Origin of the sequence: Tabrizicola sp. (genome assembly GCF_036781545.1) — a bacterium.
Lineage (GTDB): Bacteria > Pseudomonadota > Alphaproteobacteria > Rhodobacterales > Rhodobacteraceae > Tabrizicola.
The window spans coordinates 1-19,016 of record NZ_DAIQAT010000057.1 but is presented as its reverse complement, the minus strand read 5'-3'; the positions used below and the strand labels follow the sequence as shown (position 1 = coordinate 19,016).

Annotated in this window: 18 protein-coding genes; 3 read left to right on the top strand and 15 right to left on the bottom strand. The window is 67.7% G+C overall.

The genetic code is table 11. The features are described from left to right. Positions 1–510, top strand: a 510-nt coding sequence (locus tag V7Q39_RS10735) for an ABC transporter permease subunit (RefSeq protein WP_333816565.1), incomplete at its 5' end; no start/stop codon positions are given. Then, positions 510–1,568, top strand: coding sequence for an ABC transporter ATP-binding protein (locus V7Q39_RS10730; protein ID WP_333816564.1), 1,059 nt, complete (start codon positions 510–512; stop codon positions 1,566–1,568). The genes V7Q39_RS10735 and V7Q39_RS10730, both read left to right, overlap by 1 nt. 82 nt (positions 1,569–1,650) lie before the next feature. On the opposite strand, the gene V7Q39_RS10725 is transcribed toward V7Q39_RS10730, so the two are convergent. The 11 genes from V7Q39_RS10725 to V7Q39_RS10675 are packed head-to-tail and all read right to left on the bottom strand — an operon-like array spanning position 1,651 to position 13,690. Continuing rightward, positions 1,651–2,043 (bottom strand): RidA family protein, encoded by a 393-nt coding sequence (locus V7Q39_RS10725; protein ID WP_333816563.1) that lies wholly within the window; start codon positions 2,041–2,043, stop codon positions 1,651–1,653. Then, the gene (locus V7Q39_RS10720) at positions 2,040–4,154 is read right to left on the bottom strand and encodes a N,N-dimethylformamidase beta subunit family domain-containing protein (protein WP_333816562.1); all 2,115 of its coding nucleotides are present in this window, start codon (positions 4,152–4,154) and stop codon (positions 2,040–2,042) included. Before V7Q39_RS10720 ends, V7Q39_RS10725 begins: the two co-directional genes overlap by 4 nt. A 1-nt stretch (position 4,155) precedes the next feature. After that, entirely contained in the window at positions 4,156–4,470 is a 315-nt protein-coding gene (locus tag V7Q39_RS10715; protein ID WP_333816561.1) for a hypothetical protein, read from the bottom strand. Beyond that, positions 4,467–6,059, bottom strand: a complete 1,593-nt coding sequence (locus tag V7Q39_RS10710; protein ID WP_333816560.1) for an ABC transporter ATP-binding protein — start codon at positions 6,057–6,059, stop codon at positions 4,467–4,469. Before V7Q39_RS10710 ends, V7Q39_RS10715 begins: the two co-directional genes overlap by 4 nt. Further along, entirely contained in the window at positions 6,056–6,898 is an 843-nt protein-coding gene (locus V7Q39_RS10705; protein ID WP_333816559.1) for an ABC transporter permease, read from the bottom strand. Before V7Q39_RS10705 ends, V7Q39_RS10710 begins: the two co-directional genes overlap by 4 nt. Then, positions 6,895–7,848 (bottom strand): ABC transporter permease, encoded by a 954-nt coding sequence (locus V7Q39_RS10700; protein ID WP_333816558.1) that lies wholly within the window; start codon positions 7,846–7,848, stop codon positions 6,895–6,897. Before V7Q39_RS10700 ends, V7Q39_RS10705 begins: the two co-directional genes overlap by 4 nt. A 58-nt stretch (positions 7,849–7,906) precedes the next feature. After that, positions 7,907–9,427, bottom strand: coding sequence for an ABC transporter substrate-binding protein (locus tag V7Q39_RS10695; protein WP_333816557.1), 1,521 nt, complete (start codon positions 9,425–9,427; stop codon positions 7,907–7,909). A 36-nt stretch (positions 9,428–9,463) separates the two neighbouring features. Continuing rightward, positions 9,464–10,759, bottom strand: a complete 1,296-nt coding sequence (locus tag V7Q39_RS10690; RefSeq protein WP_333816555.1) for an NAD(P)/FAD-dependent oxidoreductase — start codon at positions 10,757–10,759, stop codon at positions 9,464–9,466. Then, a complete protein-coding gene (locus tag V7Q39_RS10685) occupies positions 10,756–11,472 on the bottom strand; it encodes a GntR family transcriptional regulator (protein WP_333816554.1) in 717 nt (238 codons plus the stop codon). Before V7Q39_RS10685 ends, V7Q39_RS10690 begins: the two co-directional genes overlap by 4 nt. Next, positions 11,469–12,365 (bottom strand): 3-keto-5-aminohexanoate cleavage protein, encoded by an 897-nt coding sequence (locus V7Q39_RS10680; protein WP_333816553.1) that lies wholly within the window; start codon positions 12,363–12,365, stop codon positions 11,469–11,471. The genes V7Q39_RS10685 and V7Q39_RS10680 overlap by 4 nt, the downstream gene beginning before the upstream one ends. Continuing rightward, positions 12,362–13,690: an aspartate aminotransferase family protein gene (locus tag V7Q39_RS10675; RefSeq protein ID WP_333816552.1), complete on the bottom strand. Its 1,329-nt coding sequence runs from the start codon at positions 13,688–13,690 to the stop codon at positions 12,362–12,364. The genes V7Q39_RS10680 and V7Q39_RS10675 overlap by 4 nt, the downstream gene beginning before the upstream one ends. 411 nt (positions 13,691–14,101) lie before the next feature. Here V7Q39_RS10675 and V7Q39_RS10670 point away from each other — a divergent pair, with 411 nt between their 5' ends. After that, positions 14,102–14,323 (top strand): hypothetical protein, encoded by a 222-nt coding sequence (locus V7Q39_RS10670; RefSeq protein WP_333816551.1) that lies wholly within the window; start codon positions 14,102–14,104, stop codon positions 14,321–14,323. Positions 14,324–14,501: 178 nt separating this feature from the next. On the opposite strand, the gene V7Q39_RS10665 is transcribed toward V7Q39_RS10670, so the two are convergent. Genes V7Q39_RS10665 through V7Q39_RS10650 form a run of 4 tightly spaced genes read right to left on the bottom strand, consistent with a single transcriptional unit; the run spans position 14,502 to position 18,903 of the window. After that, positions 14,502–16,121: an FGGY-family carbohydrate kinase gene (locus V7Q39_RS10665; RefSeq protein WP_333816550.1), complete on the bottom strand. Its 1,620-nt coding sequence runs from the start codon at positions 16,119–16,121 to the stop codon at positions 14,502–14,504. A gap of 1 nt (position 16,122) precedes the next feature. Continuing rightward, positions 16,123–16,851, bottom strand: a complete 729-nt coding sequence (locus V7Q39_RS10660; protein ID WP_333816549.1) for an SDR family oxidoreductase — start codon at positions 16,849–16,851, stop codon at positions 16,123–16,125. 10 nt (positions 16,852–16,861) lie between these two features. Continuing rightward, positions 16,862–18,097, bottom strand: a complete 1,236-nt coding sequence (locus V7Q39_RS10655; protein WP_333816547.1) for a sugar ABC transporter permease — start codon at positions 18,095–18,097, stop codon at positions 16,862–16,864. Then, positions 18,094–18,903, bottom strand: coding sequence for an ATP-binding cassette domain-containing protein (locus tag V7Q39_RS10650; RefSeq protein WP_333816546.1), 810 nt, complete (start codon positions 18,901–18,903; stop codon positions 18,094–18,096). Before V7Q39_RS10650 ends, V7Q39_RS10655 begins: the two co-directional genes overlap by 4 nt. Positions 18,904–19,016: the final 113 nt, after the last annotated feature.

Sequence of the window (19,016 nt, the reverse complement as noted above, 5' to 3'; positions counted from 1 at the left end):
TTCATCACCCTGCTGCCGCTGGTCATCCCGGCCATCGTCATCGTCTTCGGCTATATCCGGCTGTACAACACCTCGTCGATCCTGCCGCTGACCGGCTCGGCCTTCGGCACCGATATCCTTTTGATGATGGGCTATGCCACGCTGGCGCTGCCCTACATGTACCGCGCGGTCGATACCGGGCTGCGCACCATCGATGTTGCCACCCTGACCGAGGCGGCGCAGTCGCTGGGCGCGGGCTGGTTCACTATCCTGGCGCGGATCATTCTGCCGAATGTGCTGGTCGCGGTCTTGTCGGGGGCTTTCCTGACGCTGGCCATCGTGATCGGCGAGTTTACCATGGCCGCACTTCTGAACCGGCCGGCTTTCGGGCCGTTCATGCAGCTTCTGGGCGCCAACCGCGCCTATGAGCCGCCGGCCCTGGCCGTGATCGCCTTCGCGATCACCTGGGGCTGCATGGGCCTTATCCAGCTTGTCACACGGCTTTCGAAACATGAAAGGGCGAAGGTCTGATGGCCTTTCTTGATCTGACCAACCTTGAAAAGGTCTTCGGCGCGAACCGGGTTGTCACCGATTTCAGCTTGGGCATTGAAAAGGGAGAGTTCGTATCTCTCCTCGGGCCCTCTGGCTGCGGGAAGACAACCGTTCTGAGGATGGTGGCGGGGTTCGAGACACCCACGTCCGGCTCGATCCGTATTGATGGCCAGGATGTCACCGGCCAGCGTACGAACCAGCGCGCCATCGGCATGATGTTTCAGGCCTACGCCCTGTTTCCCAACATGACCGTGGCCGACAACGTGGCCTTCGGCTTGAAGATCAAGGGTGTCCCGCGCGACGAGCGTGAGGCCCGCGTGGCAGAGATGCTTCGGCTGATCGGCCTGCCCGATCTTGGCAGCCGCTTCCCGTTCCAGTTGTCGGGCGGTCAGCAACAGCGCGTCGCCCTTGCACGCGCCCTGGCACCGCGCCCCCGGGTTCTCCTGCTGGACGAACCCCTGTCAGCACTGGACGCCAAGGTGCGCGTCTCTTTGCGCAACGAGATCCGGGAAATCCAGCGCGAGCTGGGGATCACCACCATCTTCGTGACCCATGATCAGGAAGAGGCGATGTCGATTTCCGACCGCATCGTTGTGATGAACGGCGGTATTGCAGAGCAAGCGGGCGCGCCGTTCGAAATCTACAATCATCCGCGCACCCGGTTCGTGGCTGGGTTCGTTGGCACTCTCAACATCTTCACCGCGACAGTCGAGGTGCCCGAGCAGGGGCTGCTGACAGTCGCGGGGCAAAGAGTGGCCTTGCCCACGGGGGGGATTGCAGCGCGTGCTGGTGACACCGTGACCTTGGCGCTCCGGCCGGAAGCGATCCAGCTTGGCAGCGCCGAGGGCCGCGAAGTCGTGATACCCGCGACGATCGAAGAAGTGCACTTTCTAGGCTCGGTGATCCGCGTGCGGGCGCGTGTCATGGACACGATCGTCGCTCTCGATACGTTCAACCGCCCGGATCAGCCGCCGCCATCTATCGGCAGTTCGGCCGAGATCAGCTTTTCGCTGCGCGATGTCATCCTGCTGCCATAGGGCCGCAGCCGTCGACATGTCAGAGCCCGATGATCGTGCCTGCCAGCCTGCTCCGGAATCTCCCTTGCGGGCCAAAGAGTGATCAGATCGCAGCCTGCGGAGCCCAGGCCCAGGCTTCGATCTCCACGCGCAGCTCGGGATAGATGATGGGGGCCAGCAGGGTCGCCCTGGCGGGAGGATGGTCTTTGAAGAATTCGGAGAACACCCGGTCCATGGCCCCATATTCCGCATAGTCGGCCAGATAGACCGTCATCCGGACCACATCCCGCAATCCTGCTCCCGCCCCAGCCAGCGCAGCCGTCAAGTTTTCCAGGGTGGCGCGCGTCTGCCCGGCGATCTCGCCGGGAAAGCGTATCTTGCCCTCGATATCCAGCGCCGATTGACCCGAGGTCACCACCCAGTCGCCTGCCCGGACCGCCTGGACATAGGTGCCGATGGGTTGATGCAGGTTGGCGGGATTGTGGCGGATGATCATGGCACGGCTCCGTCTGGTAGGGGAAAGGCGGCGGGGTCGGACAACCTGCGGAAGGCGTTGGCGGTCAGTCGTGCGACCGGGTTGTCGAAGCGTCGGGTTGGCAGCGCCGCCGCCCAAGCGATGGACCCGGTCGAGACGACCGCGCCTCCCGCCCCGGTCTCGAAGAAGGTCAGGTCGGCGCGGCAGAGCGGGTTGTCCGGCGCGCCGATCATATAGTTCGCGGCTGGCATATCCTCTTTCGAAATCATCATCTCCTCGGTGTGACCATCCGACCGGGCCACCACCAGCGCATGGCGGGGCGAGCCGAGGGCCGTGTCATAGCGGTCGATCTCCTGACCGCCTGCACCACCTCCGGCCAGTCCTTCGGTCCCGATCTGATCCCCGTCCACGCCCTCGAACAGGAAGGCGGCGCGAGGGTCCGCTGCAGCGGGCAGCCGGCGGTAGGGGCGCGAAATGTCGAAGCCCGAAGCCGAGAAGCCGATCCCCAGAAGGGTTTGCGGTGGCCGGCCGCAGCGGCGCCACATGCCGCCATATTCGCCGGTAAAGGCGTGGTAATATTCCCCCGGCGCCGACTCCCAGGGGCGGGAGCCGTCTTCGGCCCGGCGCAGCTCGATCACTCCGGGCACCTCGGTGTGGAAGGCCACGCGCCAGTAGAACCCGTTGCCGCCGAGGTAGAGCAGGCTGCCGCCAGCCGCCCGATGGGCCAGCAGCGCATCCCACATCCGGGTGCTGACATATTCCGGATGGTTGCCGGTGACGACCAGCCGATACCCCGCCAGCGCTGCTACGCCTTCGCGGTCCAGATCCTCGTCGGTCAGCATGTCGCAAGCCAGCCCCTCGTGGCGCAGGAAGGACCAGATCCAGCCATCGTCGCTGAAGGCCGAGAGAGTTGAGTTGGGACGCATGTTCAAAATCGGGCGCAGTCGCGACGAGATCGCCATGCCAGATCCGTCGGAATGGGTCGTATAGAGGGAATCCCCCAGTTCGGGGTGCAGGTTCAGGTAAAGGTCGCTGTCCACCACCTCGGGCACCTGGCCAAGATACATCTCGTACAGGTTGGAGCGGTTCATCACCCGGTAGTTTGCATAGGCCATGTAGGTGCAGGTCGAGACGAGGAAGACCGCGTCCGCCGCAGGCGTCGAGGGGCGCAGGAACAGCGGGATATATTCCGCATCACCGCCACCTTCGGGCAGCAGCCTTGCGGCATAGACGCCGCTTTCCAGGCCTTCGGGCACCTGCCAGGTGAAATCGTCCTGCCAACCGCAATCGCCCAGATCGTCGTCATGGAAGTGGATGGCGTCGTAATGCGCGGGATTGACGTGCCAATCCTGAACGCTGCCGTCCCAGAGCGGACCTGTCACCGCCCTCAACGGCATGTTGACCAGATATGCAGTCAGCCCCTGTGTACCGCGGTCCGGCACCTGAAGCGAACCCATGTCAGCTGAAAGGTCCCAACTGGCGAAGGAGGCGCCCTGAGCAAGGGGACCGTCCCATAGCTGGGGCGAGGCAATCTTGCCGTTGAAGCAGCAGCAGCCGGTGGAATCGCAGGCGAAGGTCAGCAGGGGCAGGCGGGCAAAACCGCCGGGTGGCGCGGGCAGGCTCGCGCTAGTGTCCCGCCCGCCGTCTTGGCAGCCTGCCGAGAGGCGCAACTCCGTTCCGTCGCAGGCCAGCGTGAGTTGCCACCAGCGGTTGGGCAGCACCGGAACCGACAGCGTCGCCCGTTCGCCCCCGGCCTCCAGCACCAGGGTGCCGGAAACGAGCGCGACCAGCCACTGATCCGTCGCGGCAAGGGTCTGGGGGCGGTCGTTCTCCAGCGTCGACAGGAAGGTCAATCGCAGCGCAAAGCGCGGCAGCCCGATCAGCGCCGCGCCCCGCACCTCCATCGCCGACCCCAGTCGGACAGGCTGGTGCCGGGCGGGCCAGTCGCCGGCAAAGCTGGCCGGGACCACCTCTTCCTCGACTCCGGGGCCGTCGCGGTGATCGTCCACGCACCAGAGCCGGACGAGATCGGCGCGGTAGCGGGCAACATCGGGGTCGGCCGAGACCTTGAACCCCACGCGGTCGCCCGGGCGGGCGCTGATCCGGTCGGTATAGCCTGCAATCCTGCGCATCTCAGCCGATCTCCCCGGGCACCGGCGTGCCGAACACCTGCTGCCAGCGCAGCTTGAAGACCGCCCATTCCACCTCGTTCCAGTCGGTATAGATCTCGGGCGAAACCTCGGTCAGCGGCTGGCCCTTCACCCCGTTCAGTGCGACGATCTTCCAGGCGCGGCGATGGTCGACGCGCAGCGCCGCATGCTTGCCCGGCACCGGCAGCGTGCGGAAGACGCGGAGCAGCTTTTGCAGCGCGGGGCTGTGGTGGCCCAGCGGGCAGGCCCGGAACTCGGCCGCCAGCGCGGGATCGGCGACAAGGGGCCAGCCGGTCATGCCGCCCTCGGGAGGTGATGGATCGCGGCCAGCAGGCTTGCGGTATAGGGGTGCTGCGGGCGGGTGAAGATCGCCTCGGTCTCGGCCAGTTCCACCACCCGGCCCGCCTGCATCACTGCGACCCGGTGCGACAGCCGGCGCACCACCGCCAAGTCGTGCGAGATGAAGAGCATCGCCATCTTCCTTTCCTCCCGAATGCGCAGGAACAATTCGATGATCCGGGCCTGGACCGAGACGTCGAGGGCCGAGAGCACCTCGTCGCACAGCATCACCCGGGGCTCGGCCAAGAGGGCGCGGGCAATGGCGACGCGCTGGCGCTGCCCGCCCGAAAGCTCGGCCGGCAGGCGGTCGAGATGCTCCTCGGCCAGTTCCACCCCTGCCAGCGCCTGGGCGGCGCGACGGCGCAACTCGGGGCCGCGAAGGCCGTGGAACACCTGCAGGGGACGGGCGAGGATTTCGGCCACCGTGCGCCGCGGGTTCAGAGAGGCGTCGGGGTTCTGGAACACATACTGGATGTCGCGCAGGTCGGCCCCGTCGCGCTGCGCCAGCGCCGGGGCCAGCAGGCGGCCGTCGAACATCACCTGTCCGGCCGAGCGCGGGATCAGCCCGCAAAGCGCGCGGGCGGTGGTGGACTTGCCCGATCCGCTTTCGCCGATCAGCGCCACCGTCTCCGTCTCGCCCAGCGTCAGGTCGATATCCGCGACCGCCGGCGGCGGCGGGCGGCGCAGGAAACCGGCCGGGAAGGTGATCGCCAGCCCGCGCGCCTCAAGGACTGCGGGGTCGTGGCGGGGTGAAGGGGCAGGGCTGTCAGGGTCGGGGACAGCAGCGATCAGCGCCCGGGTATAGGCCTCGGCCGGGTGCCGGACGATGGCTTTGGTCCCGCCGCTTTCCACCAGCCGGCCGCGCTGCATCACCGCGATGCGGTCGGCCAGCGAGGCCAGCAGCGGCAGGTCGTGCGTGATGTACAGCATGGCAACGTCATGGTCCGCACGCAGGCGGATCAGCAGGTCGACGATCTGGCGCTGGACCGTCACGTCCAGCCCGGTCGTCGGTTCGTCCAGCACGATCAGCGCGGGACGGCAGGCCAGCGCCATCGCGATGGCGATGCGCTGCTGCTGCCCGCCCGAAAGCTGGTGCGGAAACCTGTGCAGCAGGGTGGCTGGCTCAGGCAGGCCCACATCGGCTGCAAGTTCGATGCAGCGCGCCGCGATCTCCGCGCTGTTCAGCGGGCTGTGGCGGCGCAGGACCTCGGCGATCTGTGCCCCCACCCGCATCGCCGGGTTCAGGGCGGTGGTCGGGTTCTGCGGCACGAAACCGATCGTCGCGCCGCGCAGCCGTTGCAGCGCCGGGCGGGGCAGGGCCAGGACCCTGGTGCCACCGACGTGGATCTCGCCGCTAACCCGCGTCCCCGGGGCGACATGGCCCATCACTGCTTGGCCAAGCGTGCTCTTTCCCGACCCGCTTTCGCCCACCAGCCCCAGGATCTCGCCCTTCGCGACCGAGAGCGATACCTCCTCGACCGCGACATGCCAGCCCCCGGGAACCGGGTAGGCGATGGTCAGGGCCTCGATGTCCAGAACCCCGGTCATGGCGTGCGCCCCGCGCTGCCGCGACTGGCCATCGCCGACAGCCCCTCGGTGAACAGGTTCAGCCCGACGACCAGTGTGGCCAGCATCAGCCCCGGACCGAACACGGCCATCGGCTGCGTGGTCAGAAGATTGCGGTATTCGGCCATCATCAGCCCCCATTCCGGCGTCGGCGGCTTCAGGCCGAAGCCCAGGAATCCCAGGGTGCCGACAAGGATTGGCGCATAGCCCGCCCGCACCGCGAACTCGACCAGCAGCACCCCCATCGCATTCGGCAGCACCTCGCGGCGCGAGATGGTCCAGGCGCCCTCGCCGCGCAGTCGGGCGGCCAGCACATAGTCGCGCGCAACCACGTCCAGCGCCGCGGCCCGCGACATGCGGGCGACCCTCGGCAGGTAGACCGCCGCCACCACGCCGATCAACAACCAGGGCGACCCCTGCAGTCCCGGCCCGGCCAGCGAGACGATGAGCAGGGCGAAGATCAGGAAGGGGATGGCGAGGAAGGCCTCGGTCAGGCGCATCAGCACCTCGTCGGGCCAGCCGCCCACCGTACCCGAGAACAGCCCCATCGCCGAGCCGAGAAGCACGCCAAGAACCGTTCCGGCCACAGAGAGGCCGATGACAATCCAGCCGCCCGCCAGTGCCCGGCTGAAGATATCGCGGCCCATCTGGTCGGTTCCGAACGGATGGCCGAGGCTCGCCCCCTGGATCGGCAGGCCAGCCATCATCTGGTCCTGCGCATAAGGCGCGAGAAAGGGGCCGAGCACCGCCATCAGCCCGTGCAGCAGCAGGATGGCGAGGCCCCATTTCAGCGCCGCGGGAGTGCCGGCGCGAAAGCTCATTGCCGGCTCCTCAGGCGCGGATTGGCGATCAGCGCCCCGATGTCGGCCAGCAGGTTCACCAGGATGAAGATCGCTGCCGCGATCATCACGCCTGCGCTGATGACCGGCAGGTCGCGCAGTTGCAGTGCGCTGACCAGCGCTGAGCCGAAGCCGGGGAAGGCGAAGACCTTCTCCACCACCACCACGCCGCCGATCATGAAGGCGATGTTCAGCGCAGTGGCGTTCATCCAAGGGATCAAGGCATTCGGCAGGACGTGCCGCCACAGGATGCGCCGGTCGCTCAGCCCCTTGAACTCGGCCATGCGCACGAAATCCGAGCGGTAGATTTCCAGCAGGCTTTCGCGCAGCAGGCGCACGCCATAGGTCGCCAGCAGCAGCCCCAGCGTCAGCGCGGGCAGCGTGAGGGCATGCAGGTAAGCCGGCCAGCCCATCCCGGCGGTCAACTGCACCATCGGCGGGAAGATCGGCCAGATCACCGCGAAGGCGAAAAGCATCAGCGTGGCCGACAGGAACTCGGGCGCGGAAAGGATCGCCACCGTCAGCACCGTGATCGAACGGTCCAGCGCCCGGTCCGGACGGGGGGCCTGGGCGATGGCGGGCAGGATCGACAGCGGAATGTAGAACAGCAGCGCCAGCCCCGAAAGCGCGAGCGTGTTGACCAGCCGCGGCGCAAGATAGTCGGTCACCGGCTGGCGTGAGGCGAAGGAGGTGCCGAAATCACCCTTCAGCGCGGCGCCCGCCCAGCGGACGTAGCGTTGCACCAGCGGATCGTCGAGGTTCAGCTCCGCCCGCAGCCGGTCCCGCGCCTCCTGCGGGGCCTCGCGGCCCAGGATACGGGCCGTCGCATCGCCGGGCAGCCCCTGCACCCCGGTGAATACGACCACGGAGACCAGAAGCAGCGTCAGGACCGAGGCGACGAGCCGGGCGATGATCAGTCGAACGAAACTCATGGGGGTCTCCGCAGGAAACCGGCGGCCGGGGCAGGGCGCCTGCCGGCCGCCGGGGCGCTTATTGGGTGCAGGTCAGCGTTTCGAAGTTGTAGATCGCCGCCGAGGGATGCGGCACGTAGCCCGAGCATCCGGTGCGCAGCACGGCCGTGTCGACGAAGAAGACGGGGATGATGATACCACCCTCTTCCGAAAGGATCTGCTGCGCCCGCTTCACCATCTCGACGCGCTTCTCGGTATCGGTCTCGATCCGCATCGCGGTGACCAGCGCATCGTATTCCGCATTGCTCCAGCGGCCCTCGTTGTATTCGGCGCTGCTGATGAAGGTATAGGCCAGCGCCTCTGGCACGCTGCGGCCGTTCCAGCTGGACGAGAAGAACGGCGACTTCATCCAGATCAGGTCCCAATAGCTGTCGGCGGGATTGTTCACCACGTTCACGGTGATCCCGGCCGGCGCCGCCATCTGCTGGTAGACCTGCGCCAGCATCACATAGCCCGGCCCGGCGTCCGCGGTGTTCAGGTCGACGGTGATGCCGTCGGGATAGCCGGCCTCGGCGAGAAGCGCCTTCGCCCGTTCGACGTCGCGCGGCAGGGTATCGCTGCGGTAGGCCAGCGGGTTGTTCGGGGCAATGGGATTGTCGTTGCCCGCGATGCCGTTGCCCAGAAGCACGGTGTCGACCACCAGCTGCCGGTCCACCACCAGCTTCATCGCCTGACGGACGCGCAGGTCATCGAAAGGTGGCGCGTCGGTCTGCATCGACAGTGTCATGTAGCCCCCCGCGCCGGCCGCAGGCACCGGCTGGGCTGTGGGGTCGTCCTTCAGCGTCGTCAGTGCCGCCGGCCCGGCCGAAAGGATCAGGTCCGCCGATCCGGACTGGATCGCGGCGACGCGGCTGACCTCCTCGGTGATCACCTTGAGGTCGATGCACTCGGCCACCGGCAGGCCCGCGCGCCAGTAGGTCGGGTTCTTGCGGAAGATGCGGGTGTCCTGCGCCAGGTCATAGACATCCTGCACGAAGGGGCCGGTGCCGACGCCCTTCGCCTTCAATGTCTCGGAGGTGGCGCCATCCTGCACGATCATCGTGTACTTGTTGGCGATCAGCAGCGGCAATTCGGCCACCACGTCCTTTGTCGTCATCGTGACCGTGTGGTCGTCGACCGCAACGATGCCAGCGGGGTCGAGGAAGCTCAGCAGCGGCGTGCCGGGCGATCCGGTCGCCGGGTCGATCAGCCGCTTGAAGGTATAGACCACGTCTGCGGCGGTCAGGGGCTTGCCATCATGGAAGGTGACGCCCTCCTCAAGCACGAATGTCCAGGTCTTGCCATCCTCCGACGCCGACCAGGACTTCGCCAGTTCGGGCACCGGCTGGAAGTTCGCGTCGAGATTCACCAGCTTGTTGAAGACGAGGTTCTGCTGGTAGCTGTCGTCGTTCAGGTTGTTGAAGGCGGGATCCATCGTCAGGCTGGTGCCGCCGCCCTCGGTCCCGATGACCTTGAGGCAGGCGGCGGCAGCGGGCAGCGCGAGGATGGTGGAAAGCGAGATTCCGGCAAGCAGCGCCGAGTAATGAAGATGCTTTTTCATTTTCAGGTCTCCCGGTTGTTCAGGTTTCGGCATCGTTCAGGCCGCGATCCGGCCGCCGTCCAGCCGGTCGCGCAGTTTCCCCCAGGCGAGGTAGGCGGGCAGGAACCATGGCCGCCCGCGGTAAAGCGGCCGGGTCTGCATCGGAAGGGCGTCCAGCGGCAGTTCCACCGTCTCGCCCAGCAGGGCGCGGCCCAGGCTGTCGCCCAGATAGGTGCCAAGCGGCATGCCCGCCCCGAAATTGTAGCCCATGGCATAGTGCAGCGGGCCGCTTTGCCCCCGGTGCGGCAGATGGTCGAAGGTGCCGCCACACTGGCCCGTCCAGGCATGGCCAAGCGCGAGGTCCTTCGGCAGGTGCGGGAACAGCCGCAGGAGCCGCCGCCTCAGCCCTTCGCCCGCCAAGGCGATGTCGTCGTGCCGTTCGCCCGTCGCGCCGCCGAACAGCAGCCGCGTGCCGCAGGGCGAGGGGCGGCCATAGATCATGTCGCGCGCGGTGTCATGGAAGGCGCGTTCGGTGGGCAGCGCCTGCCGGATCACCTCGGGCGGAAGCGGTTCGGTGGCGATCATGTAGGCCTGGATCGGCACGATGCGGCGGCGCAGGTCCGGCACCAGCTGGCCGGTATAACCGTTGGTGGCGATGACGATCTCCGCCGCCCGCAGTTCCGTCCCGCCGCAGGCCAGCCGGAAGCCGGCCCCGTCGCGGGCGATTGCGGTGACGGGCGTTTCCCCCGTCAGCGTCGCGCCCGCAGCCCGGACCGCGCGCGCCAGCCCGGCCGAGAACTTGCCGGGGTGCAGCGTCAGGTGTTCCGGCACGACGATGCCGCCGTGATAGAGCGGGCTGCCGAACTCGCCGCCGAGGTCGGCCTTCTCGACCACACGGTAGCCATGGCCCAGATGTTCCGCCCGCAGTGCATGTTCGCGTTTCTGCGCCTCCAGATGCCGGGGCGTGGCGCAGGCGATGAAGCGGCCCGCGGGACGGCGGTCGCAATCGATGTCCAGCCGGTCGATCAATCTGTTTACATGGGCGAAGGCCAGGTTGCACAGGTTGTAGAGCTCGACCGCCCTGTCCAGCCCCAGCCTTTCCGCCAGATCGGCAAGGTGCGGGACGAACTGGCGGCCCAGAAGCCCGAAGTTACGGCTGGAGGCGCCCGCCGCCAGCGGGCCTGCGTCGATCACCGCCACGCGGACGCCGCCCTCGGCCAGCCGCAGCGCGGCGGAAAGGCCGGTATAGCCGCTGCCGATCACTGCAACATCCGCCGTCTGCGGCAGCGGATCGGACGGCAGGTCGCGCGGCGCGGCCTCCCACCAGAACGGGGAAAGAACCGGGCCGCTCATGCGCCCGACCCTTCGTCGGGGCTGGCCAGCAGGGCGCGCACCATGAAACCCGTCGCCTCGGAAATCTCGGTCGTGATGCTTTGCCGGGCGGCGTCGCCATCGCCCCGTGCCAGCGCGTCCATCACAAGGTCGTGGCTGTCCAGCCCCACCCCTAGCGTCAGCTCGGTCCGCATGGCGTTGAGATAGGGTCCCGCGCGCAGCCACAGCCGCTCGATCATCGGGATCAGCAGCGGCGAACGCGCCGCCCGGTAGACGGTGAAATGGAACTGGTAGTTCCAGTCCAGGTATTGCGTGGCATGCTGGGCATCCTCGACCCTGGTCATTTGCGACTGAAGCCGGTGCAGCTGTTCAAGCTCGGCGCCGGTGATGCATTCGGCGGCCCAGGCCACGGCCTGCCCCTCGATCGCGCAGCGGATGCGGCGCAGGTCCAGCAATTCGTCCACCGAACGGATCGGCACCCGCGCGCCGCGATAGGGCTCGTTGCTCAGCGCCCCTTCGCCCACCAGCCGCTGCAGGGCGTGGCGCACGGGCAGGGCGCTGGTGCCGTATTCGTCGGACAGCCGCTTGACCACCATATGCTCGCCGGGCTGTACGTCGCCGCGCATCAGCGCCTCGCGCAGGGCGCGGTACACGGGTTCGTGGCTCTGCCCATCGGGGGCGGCTTCGGCTGCGTCGGCAGAAACGAGGTCGATGTCAGGGTCCGTTTCGGTCATCGACCTTGCCCCGCGGCGCCCATGCCCAGGATCGCCCGCGCTTCTTCAGGCGTGGCCGGATGGTGGCCGAGCGTGCGCACCAGCGCCACGGCGTCGGCCACCAGTTCGGCATTCGCCGCCAGCACACCGCGGCTGCGGTAAAGGTTATCCTCCAGCCCGACGCGCACATGCCCGCCCAGGACGACCGACAGCGCCGCCACCGACATCTGCTCGCGTCCGGCGCCGAAAGCCACCCAGGGCGCGCCCGGCGGCAGCATGTCGCGCATCGCCAGAAGGATACGCGGATCGGACGGCGCCCCCCATTTCAGGCCGAGCGCGAATTGCACGAAGGGCGGGGGGGCCACCAGCCCCTCGTCCACCAACGCCAGTACGCTGACCAGATGGCCGAGGTCGAAGACCTCCAGTTCCGGCTTGATGCCAAGGTTGCGGATCCGGGTCGCCATGGCGCGGATCATCGGCCAGGTGCTGACATAGATCTCGTCGCCGAGGCCCGAGTTGAAGCTGCCGCAGTCGAGGCTGCACATCTCGGGCCGCAGCGCCTCGACATGCACCAGCCGGGTCGCGGCATCGACCACATCGGTGCCGGGGGCCACCGTCAGCGGATCGTCGGGGCCGAAGATCAGCTTGCCGCCCATGCCCGCCGTCAGGTTGATCAGCGCCGGGCAGTCCGCCGCCCGGAGCCGCTCGACCACCTCGGCATAAAGCGCCACCTCGCGGCTGCCGCGGCGGGTCTGGGGATCGCGCACATGGATATGGACGATGGCCGCCCCGGCCTCGGCCGCGGCCATCGCGTCACGGGCGATCTCTTCCGGCGTCACCGGGACATGCGGGCTCTTGCCCGGGGTGTCGCTGTCGCCGGTCAGGGCGCAGGTGATGATGACGGGGCGGCTCATGCCATGTCTCCCTGCTTCGGCAGGATGCTGCGGTGATCTTCCAGGAAACGGTCGAAGGCGGCGACCAGCCCCTCGGCATCCGCGTCGGTATGCGGCAGCGACAGCGCGATCATGCCGCGCGGCGTGACGTACTGGCCCGCCATCATCATCTCCATATGCCACAGCTTCCCGGGGCGCAGGTCCGCGCGCTCCACCGTCGCCGGGGTGACCCCGCCCTTCGGCAGGAAATGCAGATTGAACAGCGAGCCGCAGCCCGTGGTGCAGGCAGCCACGCCATGGGCGTCAATGCGGTCCTGCATCGCTAGACGCAGCCGGTCGCCAAGCGCATTGAACCGGGCCGAGGCTTCGGCCGTCAGCACCTGGGTCAGCCCGATGTGGCCCGCCGCCATCGACAGGACGTTGTTGTTGAACGTGCCGCCATGGCTGAACGCATGCGGCGTCGTGGGGTCGAAACGGTCCATGAGGTCGGCCCGTCCGCCGAAAGCGCCGAAGCTGGCCCCGCCGCCGATATACTTGCCCAGTGTCATCAGATCGGGCGTGACGCCGGTCACCGCGTGCAGGCCGCCGAAATTGAGCCGCGAGGTCATCACCTCGTCGAAGATCAGGAGAGCCCCGATCTCCTGCGTCACCCGGCGCAGCATGGCCAGATAGTCGTCCGTCGCGCGGATGCAACCGCCGCCGCCCAGCATCTGCTCCAGGATCACGCAGGCGATGTCGCCGGCATGTTCGCGCAAAAGCGCCTCGGTCCCGGCCACGTCGTTGTAGTCCGCCATCAGCCAGGGGAAGGGCAGGTTCAGCTCTGACCCGCCATGGGCAAAGGTCAGCACGCCGCCGTGATAACCCTCGCGCATCGCCACCACCTTCGACCGCCCGGTCACGGCGCGGGCGGTCGAGATCGCCATGATGTTGGCTTCGGTCCCCGAATTGGTGAAGCGCACCCGCTCCAGCGCCGGAAAGCGGTGGACGAGTGCGGCGCCGAGTGCCGCCTCGAAGACGTTCGGCCCGCCCAGTGCGATGCCGCCCTGCACGACCTCGATCATCCGGGCCTGGATCGCGGGGTCGGAATGGCCGTAGAGCCCCGCCGAATACTCGCTGACGAAATCCACATACTCGTGGCCGTCGAGGTCGCGGACGCGGGCACCCTGGCCCCCGGAAAGCGCGACGGGGAAGGGGTGATACCACATGACCGACCGGGTGTTGCCGCCGGGCAGACTGGCCCGCGCCGCCAGGTGTCGCGCTTGGCTCTGCGGATTGGAGGCGACATAGCGCGCCTCGGCATCGGCTACCGCCGCATCCAGATCGGCATTCACAAGAAGGTCCTGCATCTTCGCCCCCAAAGTTGATCAACTCGTTGCACTCCAGGCGAAGCGAGTCAACGATCTTGATCGAGTGATGCCACTGAAGTTTGGTCAAGAAGCGACGTATATAGCTCTTACCTTCAACAAACTGCTAAAAATTAAGCATATTCTACGCTTCCTGCTTACACACCACGAACGGGTCGGCCCCTCGTTCACTTGCCGGATAAAGTTGATCAAATATAGTGCTCAACAGGGATCAGATGATCCGAATCATGAGACAGCAGTCGCCGGATGTGCGGGCACTATGTTTAAGGCGGGCTTGGCGCTGTCGCCGCCAGAAAGGCATCCGCCCCCCGGACAGACCTTCCGGCAAGATGCCCCGAAGGCGAACGGGAGGAACGTCGACGCCTTCTTCACCCGTGAACGAGAGGCCAGGCCTTGAACAGACCCGCGACACTCGACCTGACCGGCAAGCGCGCCATCGTCTCCGCCGGAGCCAGCGGTATCGGCCATGCCATCGCCACGGCGATGCAGCGGGCGGGCGCGAGGGTGCAGGTCTGCGAGATGGACCGGACGGCGCTTGCGGAACTGGCGCGATCCTCGTCGTCTTCGTCTGCTCGGACCTCGGCAGGAATATCTCGGGACAGGCCCTCTCGGTAGATGGACACACCCAAACCCTCGTCGCTCGTGACGGATCCTGACCTTGCCGTCTGCTCTGCCACCTCCGCCCCCGAACGGGCGCTGGGTTGACGTCATTTCCCGCCACCAGCGGCTCAAGCAGGTGACGCTGCAGCATAAGTGTGCCCGATGAAACTGGCGGACAGGGGCGTTCAGGGGCTCACGGGGCGCGGAGCGTGGTCTGGATCTCGCGGGCAGTCTGTTGCAGGGCAGCGAAGGCGGCGTAGCGCCGGTCGTGCAGGCGGGCGAGGTCTCCGGTGGCGGAAGGGAAGAGCCGCGCGGTGCCGGACATGGCGGCCATCGCGGCCCTTGCGTCGGGGTGGGTGCCGCTGGCAACCGCGCCCAGCATGGCCGCGCCAAGGAGCACGGGCTCGGGCGCCTCGGGCAGGGCGACGGCAAGGCCGGTGCTGTCGGCAAGCATCTGGCAGGCGAGGTCGCTTTGTGCGGCGCCGCCACTGGCGATGAGGGTGGTGAGGGCGATGCCGCGCTCGGCGAAGCGGTCGAGAAGCTGGCGGAGCCCGTAGCCGATGCCGCAGAGACCGGCGAGATAGAGGCGGGCAAGGCTGTCGATGCCCCTGTCGAGCCCTAGGCCGGAGATCACCGCGCGCGCCTGCGGATCGGCGAAGGGCGAGCGGTTGCCGAGGAACTCCGGCACGACGATCAGGTCTTCCAGCGCGCGGACGGCGGCGAGCGGGTCACGGGCGATGCGGGTGGCATGGTCGGCAACATGGGCGATCAGGCTACGGCCCTGCTGCGCGGCCTCTCCGGCGAGAGTCCCTGCGTCGCGATGCAGGTGGACGAGATGATCGAGCGCGGCGCCCGCGGCCGATTGCCCGCCCTCGTTCAGCCAGAGACCGGGGAGCATGGCGTCGTAGTAGGGGCCCCAGACGCCGGGGACCGGGGTCGCTCCTTGGGTGGAGGCCATGGAGCAGGCGGAGGTGCCGAAGATATAGGCGAGGCGGCGCGTGGGGTCGGGGTCGCTGCCGGGCAAGATGACGCCAAGGGTGCCGAGGCCCCCGGCATGGGCGTCGATCAGCGCGGCGGCGACGGTGACGCTTTCCGGCAGGCCGAGGTCGCGCGCGGCCATGGCGTTCAGGGGGCCGAGCGCAGTGCCGGGGGGGACCACCTCGGTCCCGATGCGGCGGAAGCCTTCGTCGGCCAGCGCGCCGAGGCCGATGGCGCGGAAATAGGCGGCATCCCAGCGGCTCTCATGCGCGAGATAGGTCCATTTGCAGGTCACGGTGCAGGAGGACCGCGCAAGGCGGCCCGTCGCGCGCCAGGTCAGGTAGTCGGAGAGGTCGAAGAAATGCGTGGTCTTGGCGAAGCTGTCGGGCAGGTGACGGGCGAGCCAGAGAAGCTTGGGCGTCTCCATCTCGGGCGAGATGCGGCCGCCGACATAATCCAGCACGGCATGGCTGCCCGCGTTGATCTCCTCGGCCTCGGCTTGCGCGCGGTGATCCATCCAGACGATGACGTTGCGGGCCGGGTCGCCGGAGGGGCCGACGGGGATGCCCTGGCCCCGGTCGCCCACGGCGACGAGCGAGCAGGTGGCGTCGAAGCCGATGCCCTTGACCGTCCCGGCGTCGATGCCGGAGGCCGCGATCGCCTCGCGCACCGCCGCGCAGACGGCTTGCCAGATCTGGTCCGAGGATTGCTCGACGATCTCGCCCGGCTCCTGCCACATGGTGACGGGATGCTTGCCCACGCCCAGAAGCCGCCCCGAGGGGTCGAACACCCCGGCCCGCGCCGATCCCGTCCCGACATCGACCCCGATCAGCATGTCACAGGTCCACCGTATTGGGCAGGATCACCAGATCGCGCACCACCACGCCCTTGCGGCGGCTCAGCATGAAAAGCACCGCCTCGGCCACCTCCGTGGGCTGCATCAGGCTGCCGTTGGCCAGAGCTTCCTCCATCTTCGCCTTGGGCCAGTCGTCCAGCAGCGCCGTGACCACCGGGCCGGGCAGCACCGCGCCGACGCGGATGCCGTGCGGCGCCAACTGGCGGCGGATGGTATGGGCAAAGGCCTGCACGGCGAATTTCGAGGCGGTGTAGATCGGTTCCCACACCACGGGCACCACACCGGCTATGGAGGAGGTCAGCACGATGTCGCCCGTCTTCCGCTCGATCATGTGGGGGAGCACCGCATGGATCGAGCGGAAGGCCGCGTTGATGTTCAGGTTCAGCATCCGGTCCCAGGCGTCGGGGTCGCCGTCCTGCACGGGGCCGCCGACATAGCCCCCGGCATTGGCATGGAAGATGTCCAACTGGCCGGTCAGCGACAGGATGCGGGGCAGGATCCCGCTGACCTGCGCCCCGTCGAGGAGGTCGACCTGAAGGGGCTTCGCCTCTGGCCCAAGCTCCTGGCACAGCGCCTGCAGCCTGTCCCCGGCGCGGTCGATCAGCACGACCCTTGCGCCTTCGGCCAGCATCGCGCGGGCGCATTCCAGGCCGATCCCCGAGGCCGCGCCGGTGATCGCGGCCACTTTTCCGTGCAGTTTTCCGGTCATTGCCGTCTCCTTATCCGCGGCCATGGCTGACGCGCGACTGGCGGGCCAGGCTGTCGACGATCACGGCGATGGCAAGGACGCCCCCGGTGATCATGTAGCGCAGGGATGACGACAGGTTCAGCAGCGTCAGCCCGTTGGAAATCGCCTGGATCACGATGATCCCCAGCACCGCCGACCAGGCCGAGCCGCGCCCGCCGAAGAGGCTGGTTCCCCCGATCACCGCCGCCGCGATGGCGTTCAGGTTCACGTCGCCGGTCCCGGCCTGCTGGCTGGAGGAGGCAAGGCGCGAGGCCGAGAGGATGCCTCCCAGCGCGGCCAGTGTGGAGCAGAGCATGAAGGCCGAGAGGTAGATGCGGCGGACGTTGATCCCCGAGCGGCGGGCAGCCTCCTTGTTGCCGCCGACGGCGAACATGGACCGGCCCCATTTCGTGCGGGTCAGGCCGTAGTTCAGGATCACGGCCAGAAGGACGAAGAGGCCGAACATCACCGGCACGCCGCGCCCGAGGTGCAGGTAGTAGATCGCGCCTTCCAGCGCCACGGTCAGCACGACGGCCTTCAGGACAAGGCGGGTGAGGGGTTGCGAGGACAGGCCCGCTGCCTGGCGCTGCTTCATGACCGACAGGCCGACCCAGACCATCACCGCCCCGGGCACCAGGCCGAGGAGATAGGAGAGCCATGCCGGCAGAATCCAGAGCTGGCCGAAGCCCACCAGCGGCGAGGCGAAGGGCAGGTTGATCGAGCCGGTGGGGCCGAGGATATAAAGCTGCAGCCCGAGGATGGCGAGCAGGCCCGAGAGGGTGGAGACGAAGCTCGGCATACCCAGACGGTTGTAAAGCGTTGCATAGACCGCGCCGATCAGCGCGCCGGAGGCGAGTGCCGCCAGGATCGCCAGCGGCAGCGAGACGCCCGCATTGACCCAGAGGACGCCGATCATCGCCGAGGCAAGGCCGCTCATCGAGCCGACCGACAGGTCGATCTCGCCCAGCATCAGCACGCAGACGATGCCAAGGGAGATGACGCCCACTGTCGCGCAATCGAAGAGCAGGTTGACGAGGTTGTTCGGCGCGAGGAACACCGGGTTCAGCGCTGAAAACACGGTGGAAATCAGGATCAGCCCGACGATGACCGGCAGCATCCCCAGGTCGCCGGACCGCAGCCGGTCGGTGAAGTCCTTCAGGGCGCCTTTCAGGCTGTCGTCGTGGCGGACGCGGGCATCGGCCCGGTCGAGTGTCGGTTTCTCGGTCATGCCGGTGTCCCCCCTGCTTCGGCTGCCAGCCGTTCCTGCCTGCGCGAGACGGAATTCTCGCTGGCCCCGGTGATCGCGGCGACGAGGTCCTGATGCGAGGTCTCGGCGGTGAAGACGCCGTTATTCTTGCCCAGCCGCAGCACGACGATCCGGTCGGCGACGGCGCGGACGTCTTCCATGTTGTGGCTGATGATGATGACGCCGAGGCCGCGGTCGCGGACGCGCTCGATCAGGTTCAGCACCTCGGCGGTCTGCGCGACGCCAAGGGCTGCGGTGGGTTCGTCCAGCATAATGATGCGGGGGTCGAGCAGCAGCGAGCGGGCGATGGCCACCGTCTGGCGCTGGCCGCCCGACAACGAGGCGACGGGTTCGCGGACGGACGGGATGCGCGCGGCGAGTTCCTTCAGGAGCGTCCAGGCGCGGACCTCCATCTGCACCTCGTCCAGCCGCCAGGGGGCGAGTTCGTGCCCCAGGAACAGGTTCGCCACCACGTCGAGGTTTTCGCACAGCGCGAGGTCCTGGAAGACGGTGGCGATCCCCATCTCCAGCGCCTTCGCCGGGGTATCCAGTGACACGGGGCGGCCCATGTATTCGATGGCGCCCTCGGTCGGCTGGTGGACGCCCGCCAGCACCTTGACCAGCGTCGATTTCCCCGCGCCATTGTCGCCGACCAGGGCCACCACTTCGCCCGCATGAACATCAAGCTCGATGTCGGTCAGCGCCGAGACCGCGCCGAAGCGTTTCGAGACGCCGCGGAGCGACAGGATGCGCTCGCCCTTCGCGGGCAGTCTTTCGCGTGCCTGCATGTCTTTCTCCCCCAAATGGTGCCCGGCCCCCGCGACGGGGGCCGGGCCTGGCCGGATTACTGGGTGATCCCCAGCGCCTTGCAGCCTTCGGCATATTCGCCGGTGCAGATTTC

Excerpts from the sequence above, each read along its gene's own strand:
- V7Q39_RS10730 (WP_333816564.1), top strand. The coding sequence starts at position 510 with ATGGCCTTTCTTGATCTGACCAACCTTGAAAAGGTCTTCGGCGCGAAC.
- V7Q39_RS10725 (WP_333816563.1), bottom strand. The coding sequence starts at position 2,043 with ATGATCATCCGCCACAATCCCGCCAACCTGCATCAACCCATCGGCACC.
- V7Q39_RS10720 (WP_333816562.1), bottom strand. The coding sequence starts at position 4,154 with ATGCGCAGGATTGCAGGCTATACCGACCGGATCAGCGCCCGCCCGGGC.
- V7Q39_RS10715 (WP_333816561.1), bottom strand. The coding sequence starts at position 4,470 with ATGACCGGCTGGCCCCTTGTCGCCGATCCCGCGCTGGCGGCCGAGTTC.
- V7Q39_RS10710 (WP_333816560.1), bottom strand. The coding sequence starts at position 6,059 with ATGACCGGGGTTCTGGACATCGAGGCCCTGACCATCGCCTACCCGGTT.
- V7Q39_RS10705 (WP_333816559.1), bottom strand. The coding sequence starts at position 6,898 with ATGAGCTTTCGCGCCGGCACTCCCGCGGCGCTGAAATGGGGCCTCGCC.
- V7Q39_RS10700 (WP_333816558.1), bottom strand. The coding sequence starts at position 7,848 with ATGAGTTTCGTTCGACTGATCATCGCCCGGCTCGTCGCCTCGGTCCTG.
- V7Q39_RS10695 (WP_333816557.1), bottom strand. The coding sequence starts at position 9,427 with ATGAAAAAGCATCTTCATTACTCGGCGCTGCTTGCCGGAATCTCGCTT.
- V7Q39_RS10690 (WP_333816555.1), bottom strand. The coding sequence starts at position 10,759 with ATGAGCGGCCCGGTTCTTTCCCCGTTCTGGTGGGAGGCCGCGCCGCGC.
- V7Q39_RS10685 (WP_333816554.1), bottom strand. The coding sequence starts at position 11,472 with ATGACCGAAACGGACCCTGACATCGACCTCGTTTCTGCCGACGCAGCC.
- V7Q39_RS10680 (WP_333816553.1), bottom strand. The coding sequence starts at position 12,365 with ATGAGCCGCCCCGTCATCATCACCTGCGCCCTGACCGGCGACAGCGAC.
- V7Q39_RS10675 (WP_333816552.1), bottom strand. The coding sequence starts at position 13,690 with ATGCAGGACCTTCTTGTGAATGCCGATCTGGATGCGGCGGTAGCCGAT.
- V7Q39_RS10665 (WP_333816550.1), bottom strand. The coding sequence starts at position 16,121 with ATGCTGATCGGGGTCGATGTCGGGACGGGATCGGCGCGGGCCGGGGTG.
- V7Q39_RS10660 (WP_333816549.1), bottom strand. The coding sequence starts at position 16,851 with ATGACCGGAAAACTGCACGGAAAAGTGGCCGCGATCACCGGCGCGGCC.
- V7Q39_RS10655 (WP_333816547.1), bottom strand. The coding sequence starts at position 18,097 with ATGACCGAGAAACCGACACTCGACCGGGCCGATGCCCGCGTCCGCCAC.
- V7Q39_RS10650 (WP_333816546.1), bottom strand. The coding sequence starts at position 18,903 with ATGCAGGCACGCGAAAGACTGCCCGCGAAGGGCGAGCGCATCCTGTCG.